Annotated in this window: 19 protein-coding genes; 13 read left to right on the top strand and 6 right to left on the bottom strand. The window is 65.9% G+C overall.

Annotated elements, in window-relative coordinates; all coding sequences use genetic code 11:
* Positions 1-18: 18 nt before the first annotated feature.
* Entirely contained in the window at positions 19-276 is a 258-nt protein-coding gene (locus HAP40_RS23000; protein ID WP_166815576.1) for a hypothetical protein, read from the bottom strand.
* Positions 277-541: 265 nt separating this feature from the next.
* Here HAP40_RS23000 and HAP40_RS22995 point away from each other — a divergent pair, with 265 nt between their 5' ends.
* On the top strand, positions 542-916 hold the full coding sequence (locus tag HAP40_RS22995; protein ID WP_060736309.1) for a hypothetical protein: 375 nt from the start codon (positions 542-544) through the stop codon (positions 914-916).
* A 3-nt stretch (positions 917-919) separates the two neighbouring features.
* On the opposite strand, the gene HAP40_RS22990 is transcribed toward HAP40_RS22995, so the two are convergent.
* Together HAP40_RS22990 and HAP40_RS22985 are read right to left on the bottom strand one after the other, a co-directional pair.
* Positions 920-2,203: a polysaccharide deacetylase family protein gene (locus HAP40_RS22990; RefSeq protein WP_166815577.1), complete on the bottom strand. Its 1,284-nt coding sequence runs from the start codon at positions 2,201-2,203 to the stop codon at positions 920-922.
* A gap of 180 nt (positions 2,204-2,383) precedes the next feature.
* Complete coding sequence (locus tag HAP40_RS22985) at positions 2,384-3,157, bottom strand: polysaccharide deacetylase family protein (protein ID WP_166819397.1); 774 nt, start codon at positions 3,155-3,157, stop codon at positions 2,384-2,386.
* A 115-nt stretch (positions 3,158-3,272) separates the two neighbouring features.
* Here HAP40_RS22985 and mgtE point away from each other — a divergent pair, with 115 nt between their 5' ends.
* The 4 genes from mgtE (at position 3,273) to HAP40_RS22965 (ending at position 7,144) form a co-directional block, all read left to right on the top strand.
* Entirely contained in the window at positions 3,273-4,694 is a 1,422-nt protein-coding gene (mgtE, locus tag HAP40_RS22980; RefSeq protein ID WP_166815578.1) for a magnesium transporter, read from the top strand.
* Between the two features lie 183 nt (positions 4,695-4,877).
* Positions 4,878-5,180: a helix-turn-helix domain-containing protein gene (locus HAP40_RS22975; RefSeq protein WP_166815579.1), complete on the top strand. Its 303-nt coding sequence runs from the start codon at positions 4,878-4,880 to the stop codon at positions 5,178-5,180.
* A 130-nt stretch (positions 5,181-5,310) separates the two neighbouring features.
* Entirely contained in the window at positions 5,311-6,129 is an 819-nt protein-coding gene (locus HAP40_RS22970) for an aldo/keto reductase (RefSeq protein WP_166815580.1), read from the top strand.
* Positions 6,130-6,178: 49 nt separating this feature from the next.
* Positions 6,179-7,144: a hypothetical protein gene (locus HAP40_RS22965; RefSeq protein ID WP_166815581.1), complete on the top strand. Its 966-nt coding sequence runs from the start codon at positions 6,179-6,181 to the stop codon at positions 7,142-7,144.
* A 271-nt stretch (positions 7,145-7,415) separates the two neighbouring features.
* Here the strand turns inward: HAP40_RS22965 and HAP40_RS22960 are convergent, their stop codons facing one another.
* Positions 7,416-7,853 (bottom strand): hypothetical protein, encoded by a 438-nt coding sequence (locus HAP40_RS22960; protein ID WP_166815582.1) that lies wholly within the window; start codon positions 7,851-7,853, stop codon positions 7,416-7,418.
* A gap of 828 nt (positions 7,854-8,681) precedes the next feature.
* Positions 8,682-9,398 carry a DUF599 domain-containing protein gene (locus tag HAP40_RS22955; protein ID WP_166815583.1) on the bottom strand — a complete coding sequence of 239 codons (717 nt, stop codon included), beginning with the start codon at positions 9,396-9,398 and terminating at the stop codon, positions 8,682-8,684.
* Positions 9,399-9,520: 122 nt separating this feature from the next.
* Between HAP40_RS22955 and HAP40_RS22950 the strand changes: the two genes are divergently transcribed.
* The 4 genes from HAP40_RS22950 (at position 9,521) to HAP40_RS22935 (ending at position 12,313) form a co-directional block, all read left to right on the top strand.
* Entirely contained in the window at positions 9,521-10,183 is a 663-nt protein-coding gene (locus HAP40_RS22950) for a glutathione S-transferase family protein (protein ID WP_166815584.1), read from the top strand.
* A 294-nt stretch (positions 10,184-10,477) separates the two neighbouring features.
* Positions 10,478-10,681 carry a hypothetical protein gene (locus HAP40_RS22945; protein WP_208024900.1) on the top strand — a complete coding sequence of 68 codons (204 nt, stop codon included), beginning with the start codon at positions 10,478-10,480 and terminating at the stop codon, positions 10,679-10,681.
* Positions 10,682-10,840: 159 nt separating this feature from the next.
* On the top strand, positions 10,841-11,830 hold the full coding sequence (locus HAP40_RS22940) for a hypothetical protein (RefSeq protein ID WP_166815586.1): 990 nt from the start codon (positions 10,841-10,843) through the stop codon (positions 11,828-11,830).
* Between the two features lie 42 nt (positions 11,831-11,872).
* A complete protein-coding gene (locus tag HAP40_RS22935) occupies positions 11,873-12,313 on the top strand; it encodes a DUF1489 family protein (protein WP_166815587.1) in 441 nt (146 codons plus the stop codon).
* On the opposite strand, the gene panC is transcribed toward HAP40_RS22935, so the two are convergent.
* A complete protein-coding gene (panC, locus tag HAP40_RS22930; RefSeq protein WP_166815588.1) occupies positions 12,310-13,161 on the bottom strand; it encodes a pantoate--beta-alanine ligase in 852 nt (283 codons plus the stop codon). The genes HAP40_RS22935 and panC overlap by 4 nt on opposite strands.
* A gap of 282 nt (positions 13,162-13,443) precedes the next feature.
* On the opposite strand from panC, the gene HAP40_RS22925 reads away from it, so the two are divergent.
* From HAP40_RS22925 to HAP40_RS22910, 4 genes are all read left to right on the top strand, one after another.
* Complete coding sequence (locus HAP40_RS22925) at positions 13,444-14,367, top strand: division plane positioning ATPase MipZ (RefSeq protein ID WP_130219094.1); 924 nt, start codon at positions 13,444-13,446, stop codon at positions 14,365-14,367.
* Positions 14,368-14,710: 343 nt separating this feature from the next.
* The gene (locus tag HAP40_RS22920) at positions 14,711-15,571 is read left to right on the top strand and encodes an alpha/beta fold hydrolase (RefSeq protein WP_166815589.1); all 861 of its coding nucleotides are present in this window, start codon (positions 14,711-14,713) and stop codon (positions 15,569-15,571) included.
* A 121-nt stretch (positions 15,572-15,692) separates the two neighbouring features.
* Entirely contained in the window at positions 15,693-16,415 is a 723-nt protein-coding gene (locus tag HAP40_RS22915; protein WP_166815590.1) for a VWA domain-containing protein, read from the top strand.
* A gap of 62 nt (positions 16,416-16,477) precedes the next feature.
* Positions 16,478-17,203: a DnaJ domain-containing protein gene (locus tag HAP40_RS22910; protein WP_166815591.1), complete on the top strand. Its 726-nt coding sequence runs from the start codon at positions 16,478-16,480 to the stop codon at positions 17,201-17,203.
* Positions 17,204-17,255: the final 52 nt, after the last annotated feature.

Genomic DNA, 17,255 nt, shown 5'->3' with positions numbered 1-17,255 from the left:
CTCCCAAGGCGCGCGGCGCTAGCCATATTCCTCCCCGATGCCGTATTCCCGATAGATCTCCAGCGGATCGAGGTCGGGAAACAGGCGGCACTTGGCCTGGGCGAGGTGCAGGCTCACCGCCGCCGGCTCCTTGCCGTTCGAGAGCAGCTTGCGGATGTCGTCCATATGCGCGTTCGGCCGGTGCTTTGCCTCGAGCTGCTCCAGCGCGACCAGCGCAGTCGCGAGGGCCTCGGTCAGCACCCAGTCGTCGTGGCCCGTGATTCCCTTCTTCGGCATCGGCAGACCCCAGATGTAGCGGCGGTCGATAGTCTATCGCGACTTCCGCCAAATCGCCATTGAAGCGTTGTCGGCTACCGGCGGCGCACTCCGGCTTGCATTATGGACGCGTGTGGCTAAAAGGCGGCGGCTTGCAGTATCTTTGTTGAAACAAACTTGGCGTAGACGGGCCTGCACCGCATCCAGGCTGGCTGTTCCGGTCTGGGTCCCCTGATCCCGTGCGCGCAAACGATCCGGTTGCGCTCCCCCCAAGGCTCGAGCCACCATGGTTTTCCTCAGCTTCGTCTACCGCTTCCTCACCAACTTCGCGTTCATGGCGGTGGTCTATTTCAGCCTCAACTTCATGGAGAAGTATCCGAACCGGGCGATCCTGGCGATCCTGGTGCTGGTCTATGCCGCCATGCGCGCGGCCTCGACGCTGCGCGCGTTCTACTTCTTCCAGAAGATCGAGCGGCTGGAGGCCGAGACGCGGCGCCTGCAGGCGCCGATCAACGATGGTTCGGGCGGAACCACGGCGCGCAAGCAGGTGGTCGCCGACGTTGCGCGGCTGCGGCGCGACGGCGAGCTCAAGTCCTATATGGACCTGTTCTTCCTGGCGCTGATCGTGCTGCTCTGCGTTGCCGCCATCATGCGGCAGTAGGACTCACGCGCGCTTCTTCAGGCTGGCGACACGGGTCGGACGCGGCCCGGCGGCCTTGGGCGCAGGGCCGGCGGCCTGCGCCGCGTGCTTCGGTGCGCCATGCGCGGCATGCGCCGTTCGGTGTCCCTGCGGCTTGACCCGCGACTTGGCCGCCTTGTCTTTGGCCGGATGAGGCCTCTCGGCCGCCATCGCCAGCCGCGTCGCGGCGCGCCGCGACAACGTCGTCGACAGCAGCACCTCGACCGAGCCCTCCGGAATTGCAAAGAGGTCGCGGCCGGGTACGGGCAGGGTGGCCGCGACATTCGCCTGCGCCATAGTCCGGCGCGGCAGCAGCGGCTGATGCTCGGTCTGCGCATTGAGATCGGAAAGTGAGGGCGCGGGCAGCGTCCGGGTCTGCGCGAACACGAAGTTGGGCACGCGCGGCCAGCGCGCGATCGGCGTCGTCTCCGTCGGCGGATGCAGCAACCACTCCACCGGCGTGGTCGGCGTCGCCGGCCGATCGGCGGTCGCCGGCACCACGTGCACGATGCGATAGCCGCGCGCCTTGAGATCGCGGATGATCCTCGGCAGCGCCGCCACCGTGCGAGCCTGGATGTCGTGCAGCAGCAGGATGCCTTTGCCCTTGGCCTCCAGCCGCTGCATCGCGAGCTGATAGACGCGATCGGACGACACGTGGCGCCAGTCGTCGGCCGGGAAGTCGGCGCTCCAGACCTGGATGCCGCGCGAGATCAGATGGCTCTCGACGCCTTCGGCGCGCATCAGGCCGGGAATGCGGAAGAAGGGCGCGAGCTTGGACGGATCGGTCATCGCGGCCGAAGTCCACGCGATGCCGCCGTTGATCTCCGCCTCGGCCTTCTCGATCGGCATCCGGTCGAATGTCAGCGGATGGTCCATGCTATGCGTGCCGACAGTGTGGCCCGCCGCCACCAGCTTGCGCACGCCTTCCGGGTTCGCCTTGGCCTGCTGACCGATGATGAAGAAGGTAGCCTTGATGCACTCGTCGGCGAGGATCTGGAGCACCTGGTTGGAATATTTCGGCAGCGGACCGTCGTCGAAGGTCAGGACCACTTCGTGGTCCTTCAGCGGCAGTGTCTCGCGATACTGCATGGTGCCGATCAGCGGATGTTCGCGCGGGTCGACCACGAGGGTGCGGGACGTGCCGAGCGCATCCGGATGGCCCGGACAATCGGCCGCGAACGCCGCCGGCGACGCCGTGGTCAGCAATCCCAGCAACAGGCCAAGGGCGGTGCACGATCGCGTCCGCAAACCAACGCTACTTCCGATCATGAACCTTCGTCTGCCCCTCTATGCGATTACCGCCTTAGTAGGTCGGAGACATCAGGAAACGGTTCAGGCGCGAAGAACCCTTTCCCGTACAAAGTCTCCCTCCATTTGCACGGGGTAGCATGAACAGAGTGTTAATAGGGCCCAAATCACCCCATTTTGCGCGGGCGTGACATTCCGGCATCAACGCGCGTCGGCATTCTTCTGGGGCGCAGCCGCCGGCACGATGTGAACCACCCGGTAGCCGTTCTCCCTCAGATACCGCAGGAAGGCCGGCATGATCGCGGCCGTGCGCGCCTTGGGGTCGTGGAAGAGGATGATGCCCTTGCCGCTCGCGGCCAGGCGCTCGGTCACGAGCTTCAATTCCTGCTCCGGCGTGATCTCGGTCCAGTCGCTGGCCCACAGGTCGGCCCCGAACACGACGATGCCGCGCCCCTGCAGCAGGTCGAGCTGCGCTTGCGTCGATTCGAAATAGGGGAAGCGGAAGAACGGTGTCGAGGGCGTCGTCGTCGCCACGCCCTTCAGTGCCATCTCGTCGGCCGCGATGCCGCGGTCGATCTCGCTCTTCGCCTTGTCGAACGGGATTCGCGCCATGAACGGATGCGAGAAGGTGTGATGGCCGATGGTGTGGCCCTCGCGGGCGATGCGCTTGACCATGTCGGGATGCTGGGAGGCGTGCAGGCCGATCAGGAAGAAGGTCGCACGCACGCATTCCTGCGCCAGCGCCGCCAGCACCTTCGACGTCGTCGGCGGGTTCGGCCCGTCGTCGAAGGTCAGCACCACCTCGCGATCGGCGAGCGGCAGCGTCTGCGGAAAGCTCTTCAGGCCCACGCGCGGAGTGGTCTTGGCGTCGACGCTCAGCACCCGCGAGGTGCCGAGCGCGCCCTTGCGCGGGCACTCTGCGGCCTCAGGCGAGCTCGCGCCGACGAGGCCGGCCAGCGCCGCGCCCAGCGCCATCGAGGTCCATTTCGGCCGGCACATCTTTGTCATTGCGCTCGCAGTTCGCTTGTGGGTATTGGCTGACCGTCAGCCCAGACCATCCGATCCAACCTGTCAAACGGCGAGGCGCGCCATGGATGAACATATGGACGTTGCCCAATCCGCCGCGGATTCGGTACTCGACCACGTGCCGATGCGCAACGAGGACGGCGATATCAGGCACGAATTCGTCGAGGAAATAGCTCGTGCGATCGAGGCGGCAGACTCGGCGCAGCTGCGCGCGATCGTCGCAGAGCTGCACGAGGCCGACCTCGGCGACCTCATCGGCGTATTGGAGCCCGACGACCGCGTCCGCCTCGTCGAACTGACCGGGCGCGATTTCGACTTCTCTGCGCTGAACGAGGTCGACGAGGCCGTGCGCGGGGAGATCCTCGAGGAGCTGCCGCCGGAGACGGTCGCAGAAGGCGTCCGCGAGCTCGAATCCGACGACGCCGTCGAGCTGCTGGAAACCCTCGGTGCGGAGGAACAGGAGGAAATCCTCGAGAAGCTGCCGCTGCGCGAGCGCGTCGCGCTCGAGCGCAGCCTGCTCTATCCGGAGAATTCCGCCGGCCGCCGGATGCAGACGGAGTTCATCGCCGTGCCCCAGGATTTCACCGTGGGCCAGGCGATCGACTATATGCGCGAGACGCCGGATCTGCCCGATCGCTTCTACGAGATCTACGTCGTCGACAAGGATCAGCACTGGCAGGGGGCGGTGCCGCTCGACGTGCTCCTGCGCGCCCGCCGCCCGGTGCCGCTCACCGAGCTCACCGACGAGGATCGCCGCCGCGTCTCCGTCCTGGAGGACCAGGAGGAGGTGGCGCGCATGTTCGGCAAATACAATCTCGTCGCCGCGCCCGTGCTCGACACCCAGGACCGCCTGGTCGGCGTCATCACCGTCGACGACGTCGTCGACGTCATCGAGGAGGAGGCCGACGAGGACCTCAAGGCGCTCGGCGGCGTCACCAGCGACGAAGAGCTGTCGGATACCTTCCTGACCATCGCGCGCGGCCGCTTCAACTGGTTGCTGGTCAATCTCGCCACCGCCTTCCTCGCGTCCTCCGTGCTCGGCCTGTTCGAGGGGCAGCTCGAGAAGATGGTGGCGCTCGCCGTGCTGGCGCCGATCGTGGCGAGCCAGGGCGGCAATGCCGCGACCCAGACCATGACGGTCGCCGTGCGGGCGCTCGCGACCCGCGAGCTCGGTTCCTTCAACGCCTGGCGCGTGGTGATGCGCGAGACCCTGGTCGGCCTCGTCAACGGTCTCGCCTTCGCCGTGATCACGGGCATCGCGGCGGTGGCCTGGTTCAAGATCCCGGGCCTCGGCATCGTCATCGGCCTTGCGATGGTCTGCAACCTCATCGCCGGCGCGCTCGGCGGCATCCTGATCCCGATGGCGCTCGACCGTGTCAGGGCAGATCCTGCGGTGGCGTCCGGCACCTTCGTCACCACCGTGACCGACGTCGTCGGCTTCTTCTCCTTCCTCGGCATCGCTACGCTCTGGTTCGGGTTGAGGTAGCTCTCACGACCATCGTCATTCCGGGGCGCGCCACTTGACGCGAGCCCGGAATCCATTTCCCCACGTCCCCAGGCGCATAATGGATTCCGGGCTCGCGCTCCGCGCGCCCCGGAATGACGGCTCCGCCAATCATCTTTAATCCGAACTTAAGCGACCTGCCGCATCATTGTCTCGCTTGGGGGAATGAGCATGCGGTTGCGGCTGAAGGCGGACGGACGGATCGTCGAATTGCGGGATGGGCAGGAGTTTCCGGTCCAGCCGGCGGCCCATGCCGCGCCGGGCGACGCCGCCTCGCTCGCGGTGCGCGATTTGCGCCGCCGCGCCTGCCTCACCCAGATGGAGTTCGCCGCAAAGCTCGGCGTGCCCGTCGAGACCATCCGCAACTGGGAGCAGGGCAAGCGTGCCCCGCGGGGACCGGCCCGTGCGCTGCTTGCCGTGATCGCGCATGCGCCGGATACGGTGTTCCAGGCGCTCGCCAAGGTCTGACGCGAACCTGCCGTTAGCATTGCGCTGAAGATTCGGCCGAACTGTCGCTGCGTCCGTTGGCAGCGTCATGGGCCCGGTCCATAATGTCGCCTGGATGAACTTGGGGCTGCCGCAACAGAGAGGATTCCTCATGCTGTTCGTCGAGGCCAATGGTGCAAGGATCCCGGCGATCGGCCTCGGGACCTGGGAGCTGAGCGGAAGGCTTGCCGCCCGCGTGGTCGAGCAGGCGCTGCGGCTCGGCTATCGCCACATCGACACGGCGCAGGTCTATGAGAACGAGCGCGAGGTCGGCGACGGCTTGCGGGCGTCGGGCGTGCGCCGCGACGACATCTTCCTGACGACGAAAGTCTGGACGAACCATTTCGCGCCCCATGATCTCGAGCGCTCGGTCAAGGAGAGCCTCGCCCGTATGCGGCTTCCCTCCGTCGACTTATTGCTGCTGCACTGGCCCAATTCGCATGTCCCGCTGGCGGAGACGCTCGGCGCGCTGTCACATGCGAAGACGATGGGCCTGACCCGGCACATCGGCGTTTCCAATTTCACGGTGGCGCTGACCGAGAAGGCGGTGGCGTTGTCGCCCGAGCCGCTGGTCTGCAACCAGGTCGAATATCATCCTTATCTGGACCAGGCGAAGGTGAGGGCGGCCTGCGACCAGCACGGCCTTGCCCTCGTTGCCTACAGTCCCGTCGCCAAGGGGCGCGTCAAGACCGACCAGACACTCGCGCAGATCGGCCGCGCCCATCGTAAATCGCCGGCACAGGTGTGCCTGCGCTGGTTGGTGCAGCAGAATGTCGCTGCGATCCCGCGCACCTCGCGCGTCGAGCGCCTGTCGGAAAACATCGAGATCTTCGATTTCGAGCTGTCGGAGGACGAGATGGGCCGGATCGCCGCGCTCGCCCATCCCGATGGACGCCTGACCGATTTCGGCTTCGCGCCGAAATGGGATTGAGGGGCTCCCGGGGTATGCTAGGACCGCGGCGGCAACCCAAGATCGGTCGATGGAACTGCGGAAGATCATACGGACGGACATTGCGGCGTCGGCTATCGCGCATCTGACGCTGGTCGCGCTGATCATCGTGATCAGCGAGGTCCATCCGTTTCACGCCGCGCCGACCGAGACCGTCATGGTCGATATCGTCACGCCGGAGCAGGTCAAGGAGGAGATCAAGGAGCAGGAGACGAAGGAAGCGGCAAAGGAGAAGCCGCCGGAGCCGCCGCCCGATCTGAAGCTGCCGAAGCTTGATTTCACCGACAAGTCCGAAGCGGCGGCCAAGCCGCAGGCTGCGCCGTCGCCGCAGGCTTCGCCCGAGCCGCAACCTTCTGAGCAGCAATGGACGCCGCAGCAGTCTTCGCCGCCGAAGCCGAGCGAGGCCAAGGCACAGCCGCAACAGCCTTCGCCGCCGGCCCAGCCCCAACCGACGCCGCCGCCTCAGGCGATGCCGCAGCCATCCATGCAGCCGCCACCGATGCAGCCGCCGCCGTCACAGGCGATGCAGCAGCCCCCGGCCGCGCCGCCGCCGGCCTATCAGGCGCCGCAGCCCGACGTCACCGTCAAATACGGCGTCATGCTCGGCCTGCCGCCCGAATTGCCGACGGAGCTGCCGAAAGACGCACCAACGGACGACGGCGGCGACGCCAAGGATTCGATCGCCGCCAAGCTTCCTCCGGAGGTGATCGCCGCGCTGCGTCGTCACCTGAGAAGCTGCGCCAGGCTTCCGGCCGGGGTCGACCCGACTGACAACGTCAACATCAAGCTGCGTGCCGTATTCGCCACCGACGGCACGCTGTTGCGCGAGCCGATCCTGATGGCCGCCCCGCCATCCGCGAAGGGCGTGGCCATGGTGAAGTCCGCCACGAGCGCACTCCAGAGCTGCCAGCCCTACAAGATGTTGCCGGCGGACAAATACGGGGAATGGAAGGTGCTGGATCTGCCGTTCAGCCCACGGGATTTTGGCGGGCAGTAGGCCCGCGGGATGGGTCGATTGCGGCGAGGTCCACGATGTTTCCTAAGGCCTGCCGGTACGTGGCTTCAGCCATGCCATGATCACGGCGTGCGAAGTTCGCCGGCTGCGCGGCAGGCGGTGCCTTTCGATAGCGCGCCGTGCAAAGGCGCCCGCCTGCGCCGCGGATCGTCGCTCCGCCGGTGCAAGCGCCATCCACTCGCGAATGACGGCGCGTCGTGTCTTTGATTTCGGCATCCGATCAAATCCTTGAAGGTCCGGTGGATGTGCGCGCTCACGCCGCCTGTTGGACGGGAACGGCCTGCGAGCGCCGCGCCAGAACCACGCTGCCGCAGGGATGATCAGTGCCTTGCAGGACGACGAATCCGCGCTTCATCACCGCGGCACGCAGGGCCTCCTTCGCCGCCGTCTTCTGCGCATCGAGCCAGATCACCAGCTCGGCGCGAGGCGCGAGGAAATCGTCGAGCCAGTCGAGCGTTGCATCGAGCGCGTGGAGCGTGCGCCGCCGCCAGTCCACGAGCGCAACCTCGTATTGACCTGCCGGGAGGCCGCAATTGCCTGCTGCCGCTGCCAAGAGATATCCGCGGCGATGCAATTCCATCATCAATTCCATGCTCTTTGCACCGACCACGACGATGCGTTGCCGTGTCGTGCAGTTCGCGATGGCCATCATCGGATCGATGATCCGGTCGCCGGCCACAGAGGTAGACATCGTTTCACCCAGTTCGCTGCGTCGCGCGAGCTTGCGCGACGGAGCGGATATGGTGCCGGAGCCGGTAGGATTTCGAGACTGGCGCGGTCCGAGTTTCATAGGAACGGCATAGCCGCCGCTGCGAGCTCGTTCCAACTTATGTCCCGCCTACAAACGGGCGATGCGATCCCCATCGAATTCAAACGTCGTCGGCGTCACCTTGTGGGCGAAGGCGCGCTGTCGCGCATTGTCGGGAGATGAAGATGTCCGCCTATCGTGCATTGATCATGGGTCGACACGACCGTCCAATCAGGATGATCCAGATGGATTGCATCGACGATGAATCCGCGATCAGCTCTGCAGAGCGCCTCGTCGACGGTCGCGACGTCGAGCTCTGGCAGATGGACCGGCCTGTGGCCAGATTCGATTCCAGGTCCGGAGCGATGCACAGGAAGTAAGCCCGAGGGTATCGCACGCGGAGAGAGATTCGCCGTCCGTCGGGCAAGCCCGCCCGCGAGGCCGCGTACTGGATTCCCCGCTTTCGCGGGGAATGACAGTGGAGGTTGAGAGCAAGGCCTCATACTCCGTCATTGCGAGCGCAGCGAAGCAATCCAGAGTCTTTCCGCTGAAGGATTCTGGATTGCTTCGTCGCAAGGGCTCCTCGCAATGTCGATGTAGGACGGACGCGCGCCGCACTCCGCCCTCGCGCCCCGGACGCAGCGCAGCGTCACGTCGACGGTGCGCTGCAGAGCCGGGGCCCAGGTCGCTGCCTCGAACCATGTGGCCCTGGATCCCCGGCTCTGCGCCGCAACGCTGCGCGTTGCAGCTGGTCCGGGACACGAGGCGGCATCAATGACCGCGCTTGCGCATCTCCTCGCCATCCGCCATCTCCGGCGCCATTGCGGCCCAGGCACTCGACGCGAATTGCCGGCGCCAGGTCACGACCACCACCGCCGCGGTGGTCACGAACAGCAGCCACGGGCTGACGAACCAGCCGAGATAGCCGAGCGCGAAGAAGAAGGCGCGTTGGCCGCGGTTGAAGTGGCGGCCGGCGGATTCGAACAGGCGCGAGGTGCGGATGACATGGGCTTCGGCGGAAGGCGTGTCGCGCTGGTCGGCCGGCGGCATGCCGCCGAACAGGATCGCAACGTAGTTGAACAGGCGATAGGCCCAGGCGAACTTGAAAAAGGCGTAGACGCAGATCAGCACGAGGCCGACGCATTTCAGCTCCCACATGGCCGGCGACGTGCTGAGGTCGACCGGCAGCTTGCTCAAAATCGTGATGGCGTCGTTGGTGGCGTGCAGCAGCGCCAGCGCGCCGCCGAGCGCGAACAGGCTGGTGGACGCGAAGAAGGCGGTGCCGTTCTGGAGCGAGGCCATGATCTGCATGTCGACCATGCGGGTGTCGCGGTCGAGCAGGCGGCGCACCCAAACCTCGCGATAGCGGTTCATGCGCGCCGACAGGCTGTCGCGGCCATAGGCCGAATGCTCCAGCGTCAGCGCGTAGACCAGCCATTCGATGATGAAGAAGCCGACGGCGGTGATGTCGACCCAGTGCCTGCTCATGTCCGTCTCCTCGCGGGCCGCAACGATTGCCACGCAAGGCGATGTGCAGCAACGATTGATTGGCGGCAGGCGATGGCGCTAAAACGGGCGCGCTCCAGGACGCCTCGGGAAGGACTGCTGACATGGCTGCACTGAAACTCGCGATCGGCAACAAGAACTATTCGTCATGGTCGATGCGGCCCTGGCTCGCGCTGCGCGCCAACGACATCCCGTTCGTAGAAACCGTCATCCCGCTCTACACCGACAATCCCGCCGACAAGGAGCAGATCCTGTCCTTCAGCCGCGCCGGCAAGGTGCCGGTGCTGGTCGACGGCGACATCACGGTGTGGGATTCGCTCGCCATCATCGAGTACGTCGCAGAGCGCCATCCGGAGAAGAAGCTGTGGCCCGACGACGTCGCGGCCCGCGCTCATGCCCGGTCGGTGTGCGCCGAGATGCATTCCGGCTTCATGGCCTTGCGCAACGAATGCGGCATGAACCTGCATCGCCCGGTGCGCCCCGTGACGCTGTCGGCAGACGCCAGCGCCAATATCGCGCGCGTGCAGGAGGTCTGGCGCGAGTGCCGGACCCGCTATGGTGCCAAGGGACCGTTCCTGTTCGGCCGCTTCGGCGCGGCGGATGCGATGTACGCCCCGGTCGTGCACCGCTTCCGCACCTACGCGATCGAGGTCTCGCCCGAGACCAAGGCCTACATGGAGACGATGCTGGCGCTGCCGGCGTTCCAGGAATGGACCCGGGACGGGCTCGCCGAAACGCTTCGTATCGAGAAGTTCGAGGACGCCTGATCGCTGCTCTGACCGGGGGCTCCGGTCCGCGGTCCGGTTGGCGGCGCTCGGCCTGCAAACCGGCCGGTACGGTCGATTCCCACCCCTGCGACAGAAGCTGCGACACGTCGCTGGAGGGGCGGCTCCGACGGCCCGCCGGTTCCGGGCCTATCGTTCTGAAAAGATTGCAAGAACTACGCACTTGCCATGCGGGTATGGCGCTGGCCAAAACGGCCGGCCGCGTGCTATACAGCGCCCGGGTTTCCGGCCGGCCATCGCAGTGGGACCATGGGCGAGGCAGGCGTTGTTTGAGTAATGGAGAGGGTGTTGAAGCACAAATTCCCCGTGGGAACGCGCGTCTTGTTCACGGCCAGCAACGTCGCGCGCCCGGCTGCCACCGGTTCGTATGAGGTCATCCGTCTGTTGCCGACCGAAGGCGACGACTGCCAGTACCGGATCAAGAGCTCGACCGAAGCCTTCGAGCGCGTCGCCAAGGAAAGTCAGCTCGCGCTCTCCTGACGACCGACGCGATCAGCGCATAGGCGCCTCCCGGGGAAATTGTATTCTCTCGCCGTCAAAAGGCCCGCTTCACCTTCACAAGGTGGGCCGGGGGCAGCTGCCGGATCGCGGTGCTCGCTTTGACCATTCGCTCTTTGCTCGCGTGAGGGGACGTCGCGCATGAACTGGGCATGGGCCACTTCGCTCGACCAAACCTGGCGCTTGCCGGCCTTCCCGATGTGGATGACGCTGGCGGCTGCCGGATTCTTCGGATTGATCCTGCTTGTCGCGCTGCTGCGCGCCGACAGATCGGTCGCCAACGGCGCCCTGGCCGTCATCACGCTGCTGGCCCTTGCCATTACGGTGCCCACGACCATGCACCTCTACGGATCGGGGGGGCAGGGCGCGCCGGCCGAACTGCGGGCGCAAGCTGCGGTGACCGCGAGCCTGCCGGCGCTGTCATGTCTCGACGATCTCGCCGGCGATGCCGTCGCCGTCGGCTGCGAGAAGGCGCTGTTCGGTGCGCCTGACGCTGCGGCTGCGGCCGTCTCCTACACTGCGGCGAGGATCGACCGGCTGAGCGCGCTCGGCGACGTCGCTACGGCCGATGCTCTCACCGCCGAGATGAAGGTGCTGCGCAAATCGCTGGAGCGCGATCGCTACGGCCTCGTCGCGCATGTGCTGGTCGCGCGCGACGGCTGCACGCAGTTCGACTGCGCCGCGTTCCGCTCGCTGACCGACCGGCAGCAGGTCGCCGCCAACATGGAGTCCCATCTCTACGACATGCTGGTCGCACGCTATGCGCCGACCTGGAATGCACCGGGGCCGGCGATGCCGGCGACGGCTGCGCTTGCCGGATTGCCGCCATCGGCGCCGACGGGCAAGCCGACCAATGCCGAGTTCCCGAGCGCTTCGTCAACCCCGGCAGTCAGCATCATGAATCCGGAGCCAACGGCGACGACGCGTCCGGCGGCACCCGCTGCAAATGCGGCCGCAGCGCCGCGTGCGCCGGCAGCGACCTCGGCCCAGGCCGCAGCTCCCGCGGCACCCGCCGCCGCAAAGAGACCGCCGCCGCCGCCGAAGGCGGCGCGCGCGCCCGCCGCCGCGCCGGTTCCGCTCGCACCGCCGCCGGCCTCGGTGGCTGCTCCCGCGGCTGCGGATAACGAGTAGATCGGCATTCCAAATGCGCGTCTGCCCGGCTAATGCTGGGGCATGCCGCTACATCTGATCAAGCTCGCCGTCGGCTGCGACTCCGTCAAGGAATTGAAGGAGTGGATCGCCGAACGGATGCAGACCGCCAAGAAGAAGGGTCTGCCGCAACATCACATCCACATCACCCGCATGGTGCCCAAGCGCGACGCCGAGATCATGGCGGGCGGCTCGCTCTATTGGGTGATCAAGGGTGAGATCGCCGCGCGGGAAAAGATCATCGGCATCGAGCCGTTCCGCGACAAGGACGGCATCGGGCGCTGCCGGATCGTGATGCAGCCGAAGGTGATCTCGGTGTCGCCGCGGCCGATGCGCCCGTTTCAGGGCTGGCGCTATCTCACCGACGATTCAGTGCCCGCCGATCTCGGCAAGTCCGCCGCCGGCTCGATCGCGGCGATGCCGGAGCCAATGCGGCGTGAACTGCGCGATCTGGGGTTGCTCTAGACCGCGATATTGTCGATCAGCCGGGTGCTGCCGAGCTTGGCCGCGACCAGGATCCGCAAGGGCCCGTCCTTGCGCGAGGTGACCGGCGCCAGCGTCGCGGCATGGCGCACCTCGAAATAGTCGAGCACGAAGCCGGCCGCCTTGATCATCTCGGCGCCGCCCGCCATCGCCGGTGCGATGGCATCGCCGGCCTTGATCCGCCGCGCGCTCTCCTTCATGGCGCGGTACAGGATTGTCGCGGTCTGCCGCTCCTCCGCCGAGAGATAGACGTTGCGCGAGGACATCGCGAGCCCGTCGCGCTCGCGGACGGTGCGGGAGCCGATCACCTTGACGCCGAGATCCAGATCGCCCGCCATCCGCGTCACCACCCGCAGCTGCTGAAAATCCTTTTCGCCGAAGATTGCAACATCCGGCCGGCATTGCGTGAACAGCTTGCCGACGACGGTGGCGACGCCGCCGAAGAAGTGCGGCCGGAAGCGGTCCTCGAGGCCGGCCAGCGCCGGCCCATCTGGCACGATGCGGGTGGCAAAACCCTCCGGGTACATGGCCCCGACGCCGGGGTGCCAGACCACGTCGACGTTCTCGGCCACGAGCTTGGCGATGTCGGACTTCCAGGTGCGTGGATAAGCGCCAAAGTCTTCCGTTGGAGCGAACTGCGTCGGGTTGATGAAGATCGACACCACGACGCGACTCGCGCGCCGCTTGGCGAGGCGGACCAGCGACACATGCCCGTCATGGAGTGCACCCATGGTCGGGACCAGCGCGATCGTGGCCTTTCGCTTGCGGAGAGTATCGACGGCGCGCCGCAGGGCGGGGACCGTGCGGGCGATCAAGGGGCTTGATGACATCGGGACTCGACGGGGTTGGAAATGAGTGCGGGTTCGGCCGGCGCCGACCGGTAAACCTTAACAAGCGGCGATCGTGGACGCCATGCATCCGGATGCGGCACAGCATCCCGCGCATGGCCGCGCTGGTTGTCGCGACATTGTGGGCGGCATCACGGACCAACATTGGCGCGGCGATTCATGATGAGGAACGGCGCGCTGCAATTTGCATCACCTGTCACGCATTTCACTTGACCGCAGACGCGGTCAACTCGAAGATATTCGCTAGGGGTGTCGAGGATCATTATGCTTGTGCAGGCTAGCCAAGGCCAATCCGGCTCGGCGCATGTAGTCGTGCTCGGCAACGAGAAGGGCGGCTCCGGCAAATCGACCACCGCCCTGCACATCGCCGTTGCGCTCCTGAAGGCGGGCCAGCGCGTTGCCACGATTGACCTCGACTGCCGCCAGCAGAGCTTCACGCGCTACATCTCCAACCGGTCTGCCTGGGCACGCCGCACCAAGCTCGACCTCGAGCTGCCGGTGCATCGCTGCATCAAGCTCGGCGAGACCATGCAGATCGCCGAGAACGAGAATTCCGAGTTCCAACAGTTCATGGAAGCGGTCTCGGCGGTCGAGAGCAGCTTCGACTTCATCGTCATCGATACGCCCGGCACCGACAGCTACCTGATGCGGCTCGCCCATTCGATGGCCGACACGCTGGTGACGCCGATCAACGACAGCTTCCTCGACTTCGACGTGCTCGGCACCGTCGATCCCGCCAATTACGCGGTCACCGGTGAGAGCCACTACGCCGAGATGGTGCGCGATGTCAGGCGCAAGCGCCGTCAGCTCGATGGCGCGACCACCGACTGGATCGTCGTGCGCAACCGCCTGTCCATGCTCGGCTCCCGCAACAAGCAGCTCGTCGCCGAAGGCCTGAAGGATTTGTCGCTGCGGCTCGGCTTCCGTTATGTCGATGGCTTCGCCGAACGCGTCGTCTATCGCGAGTTCTTCCCGCGCGGACTGACCGCCCTCGACGAGATCGACGAGGCCACCCTTGGTATGAGGCCCAATCTCGGCCATCTCACCGCGCGGGAGGAGGTGACGAGCCTGCTCCGCCAGCTCAAGCTGCCCCTCGACGAGCGCGGCCGCCGCCGCGCCGCCAACCGGGCCGAATGGTTCAGTCAGGTCGATAAGCCGCTCGAGGTTCACGATATCCTCGGCGCCTGAGCCAGCGGTATATCGCTACTTCCGCTTGGTCCAAGCGGCCGCTTGCCGCGGGAACCCGGCCCGCGCCCAGCGCGTTTCATCTCATGTTTACTGCGAAATCGAACCGAGTCGTCACCAGTTGCGTCGGATAGTGACCTGCACCCTGACGTAGCCTTATGAGAACGGGGTGCCCAAGAAAAGTGTGCGACGCACAATGAAAGGGCTGCCGGCTCACAATATTTAGCCTTCCTGTCACGCTGCTGTGACATATATTAGGGAATAGGCGACAAGGGGACGCAGAGCCCCGGAAGAACACGATTTTCAACAGGGAGCAGGCCGCAAGAGCCTGCGGCTGAGGACGAAAATGAAGCGTGGAATTGCCGTTCTGGTTTCCGTCAGTGCCCTCTGCGGCATCGCTTATTTCACGGCGAGCAAGTGGGCGATCAAGCACGAGACTATCACTTTCTACGACGCTTCGCGCGACAACCGTCCCGTGCCCGTCCACGTCGCGGTGCGCCGCGACAAGGAAATGCAGGCCAATGCCGGCTTGATCACGCTGCCTGTCGCCGTGATCAACCACGGCAATACCGTCAAGAACACCGAATACGGTTTCCTCGCGAACATCTTCGCTGCGCGCGGCTACATGGTCATGAGCCCGCAGCATGATTTGCCGACCGATCCTCCGATGGTGACCAAGCCGGGCGAGCTCTATGTCGGCCGCCTGCCTCAGATCCTGCGCGGCGTCGCCAACATTCATCTCGCCATGCAGGAGATGAAGAAGGTCCAGCCGAATGCCGACTATGACAGGGTGACCATGGTCGGCCACTCCATGGGCGGCGACATCACGATGTATTTCGCCAAGCAGTATCCGGATGAGGTCAAGAAGGTCGTCACGCTCGACAATCTACGCGTGCCCTTCGTGACCGCCGGCAAGTTCAAGATCCTGTCGTTCCGCTCCACCGACCCGCAGTTCAAGACCGATGCGGGCGTGATCCCGACGGATGAAGAGTGCGAGAAGGCGGGCATTCAGGTCGTGAAGACCGAATTCCAGCATAACGACATGCGCGACACCGGTCCGGATGTGGCCAAGAACTCGATCCAGAGCATGCTCGACAAATTCCTGAGCGCGACCGATAGCGAGGTGAGTCCGGTGGACACGCAATCGTCCCCGCCCAAGATTCTCGAGCCCGGTCCGGTCGCACTTATGGCGCCTGCCAAGAGCTGACGCCTCCCGCATCATCAGCATCGATTTCAAGCCTCCGCCGGCATCCGCCCGCGGAGGCTTTGCACATTGACCAAGTGCTGCGCGTTCACCACATTAATTGCTCATGCATGGTTGAACTGCGATGTCGGGCGAACCCATCAAGCCGCGCGGCGGCGCAGTGCCGCAGGCCGGCACGTCAAGCTCGGAGGACGTTGCCGCCTTCGTCGCGAAGGCGCGGGCGCTGTCACCGCATGCGCCCGGCGCGAAGGGACGGCTGATCTTCGCGCTGGACGCGACAATGAGCCGGCAGCCGACCTGGGACATGGCTTGTGCGCTCCAGGCCGACATGTTTCGCGAGACCGCGGCGCTCGGCAGTCTCGACATCCGGCTGGTCTATTATCGCGGCCTCAATGAGTGCCGCGCGACGGCGTGGATTTCCGACAGCGCGAGGCTTGCGACGCTGATGAGCAAGATCGATTGCCGCGGCGGTGACACCCAGATCGGCAAGGTGCTGAGCGAGGTCCGGCGCGAGGCGGTGGCGTCCGGCGTGCGAGCCGTGGTCTTCGTCGGCGACGCCATGGAGGAGAACGCCGACGAGCTCTGCGCCAAGGCCGGCGAGCTCGGCATGCTCAAGGTGCCCGTGTTCGTGTTTCAGGAGGGCCATGACGCCGTGGCCGAGCAGACCTTTCGCGAGATCGCGCGCCTGACCGGCGGCGCCTGGTGCCGATTCGATCCCGGCGCAGCGGGACAGCTGCGCGAGCTGTTGCGGGCAGCCGCGGCTTACGCCGCCGGTGGCCGCGACGCGCTGCTGGCATTGGCGAAGAGCGCAAGCGGTGCGGCGAGGCTGATCGGCCAGATGAAGTAGTGGCTGGCGCGGCCTGCGGTGGACGCGATGCATTTTGCGCGCAGGGCGACTATATTCTGGGCATGACCCTGATCGCCGGCGCTGTCGCTGTTATCACGCTTTATCTGCTGCTCCAGATGTTCCGCTCCGCCAATCCGGCGGCGCTGGCGCGCGTCATCAAGTTCGGCGGCGGGGTGGTGGCGCTGGCGGCCGCAGCGTTCACGGGTCTGCGGGGCGAGCTGGTGGTCGCGATTCCGCTCGCGATCTTCGGCGCCGGGCTGCTCGGCTGGACACCCCTAGCCAACGCGGGCTTCGGCAACTTGGGAGGATTGTTCGGCGGCGGCGCGACGCGCCCGTCCGGACAGGCCTCGCGGGTGCGCTCCCAATTCCTGGACATGCGGCTCGACCACGACACGGGTCAGCTGACGGGCCGGATCGTTGCCGGACCCCACGCCGGGCGCGATCTCGGCGAGTTCGATCTCGCCGGCCTGCTGGCGATGGTGCCGGCGTTCGATGCCGAGAGCGTGGCCTTACTTGAAAGCTATCTGGACCGCCGGTTTCCCGCCTGGCGTCAGAACACGCAGGGCGATCCGGCAGGGCGGCAGCGCCGCGCGGCGGCGAGCGGCAAAATGACGACGGAGGAAGCCTATCAGATCCTTGGCTTGCAGCCGGGCGCGGGGCGCGACGACATCAGCAGGGCTCACAAGTCCCTGATGAAGAAACTCCATCCCGACCAGGGGGGCTCGACGTATCTCGCTGCCCGTGTAAACGAGGCCAAGGACACTCTGCTTCGTACGCATAACGGCTAACTCCGGCACAACGCCACAAACGCCCGTACCGCGTGAGCTCCGCTTGCTCTGT

This window comes from Bradyrhizobium sp. 1(2017), from assembly GCF_011602485.2.
In the GTDB taxonomy this organism is placed as follows: domain Bacteria; phylum Pseudomonadota; class Alphaproteobacteria; order Rhizobiales; family Xanthobacteraceae; genus Bradyrhizobium.
The sequence above is the reverse complement of the archived record's forward strand: the minus strand, read 5'-3'. Positions and strand labels throughout refer to the sequence as shown.

Excerpts from the sequence above, each read along its gene's own strand:
- HAP40_RS23000 (WP_166815576.1), bottom strand. The coding sequence starts at position 276 with ATGCCGAAGAAGGGAATCACGGGCCACGACGACTGGGTGCTGACCGAG.
- HAP40_RS22995 (WP_060736309.1), top strand. The coding sequence starts at position 542 with ATGGTTTTCCTCAGCTTCGTCTACCGCTTCCTCACCAACTTCGCGTTC.
- HAP40_RS22990 (WP_166815577.1), bottom strand. The coding sequence starts at position 2,203 with ATGATCGGAAGTAGCGTTGGTTTGCGGACGCGATCGTGCACCGCCCTT.
- HAP40_RS22985 (WP_166819397.1), bottom strand. The coding sequence starts at position 3,157 with ATGGCGCTGGGCGCGGCGCTGGCCGGCCTCGTCGGCGCGAGCTCGCCT.
- mgtE (WP_166815578.1), top strand. The coding sequence starts at position 3,273 with ATGGATGAACATATGGACGTTGCCCAATCCGCCGCGGATTCGGTACTC.
- HAP40_RS22975 (WP_166815579.1), top strand. The coding sequence starts at position 4,878 with ATGAGCATGCGGTTGCGGCTGAAGGCGGACGGACGGATCGTCGAATTG.
- HAP40_RS22970 (WP_166815580.1), top strand. The coding sequence starts at position 5,311 with ATGCTGTTCGTCGAGGCCAATGGTGCAAGGATCCCGGCGATCGGCCTC.
- HAP40_RS22965 (WP_166815581.1), top strand. The coding sequence starts at position 6,179 with ATGGAACTGCGGAAGATCATACGGACGGACATTGCGGCGTCGGCTATC.
- HAP40_RS22960 (WP_166815582.1), bottom strand. The coding sequence starts at position 7,853 with ATGTCTACCTCTGTGGCCGGCGACCGGATCATCGATCCGATGATGGCC.
- HAP40_RS22955 (WP_166815583.1), bottom strand. The coding sequence starts at position 9,398 with ATGAGCAGGCACTGGGTCGACATCACCGCCGTCGGCTTCTTCATCATC.
- HAP40_RS22950 (WP_166815584.1), top strand. The coding sequence starts at position 9,521 with ATGGCTGCACTGAAACTCGCGATCGGCAACAAGAACTATTCGTCATGG.
- HAP40_RS22945 (WP_208024900.1), top strand. The coding sequence starts at position 10,478 with ATGGAGAGGGTGTTGAAGCACAAATTCCCCGTGGGAACGCGCGTCTTG.
- HAP40_RS22940 (WP_166815586.1), top strand. The coding sequence starts at position 10,841 with ATGAACTGGGCATGGGCCACTTCGCTCGACCAAACCTGGCGCTTGCCG.
- HAP40_RS22935 (WP_166815587.1), top strand. The coding sequence starts at position 11,873 with ATGCCGCTACATCTGATCAAGCTCGCCGTCGGCTGCGACTCCGTCAAG.
- panC (WP_166815588.1), bottom strand. The coding sequence starts at position 13,161 with ATGTCATCAAGCCCCTTGATCGCCCGCACGGTCCCCGCCCTGCGGCGC.
- HAP40_RS22925 (WP_130219094.1), top strand. The coding sequence starts at position 13,444 with ATGCTTGTGCAGGCTAGCCAAGGCCAATCCGGCTCGGCGCATGTAGTC.
- HAP40_RS22920 (WP_166815589.1), top strand. The coding sequence starts at position 14,711 with ATGAAGCGTGGAATTGCCGTTCTGGTTTCCGTCAGTGCCCTCTGCGGC.
- HAP40_RS22915 (WP_166815590.1), top strand. The coding sequence starts at position 15,693 with ATGTCGGGCGAACCCATCAAGCCGCGCGGCGGCGCAGTGCCGCAGGCC.
- HAP40_RS22910 (WP_166815591.1), top strand. The coding sequence starts at position 16,478 with ATGACCCTGATCGCCGGCGCTGTCGCTGTTATCACGCTTTATCTGCTG.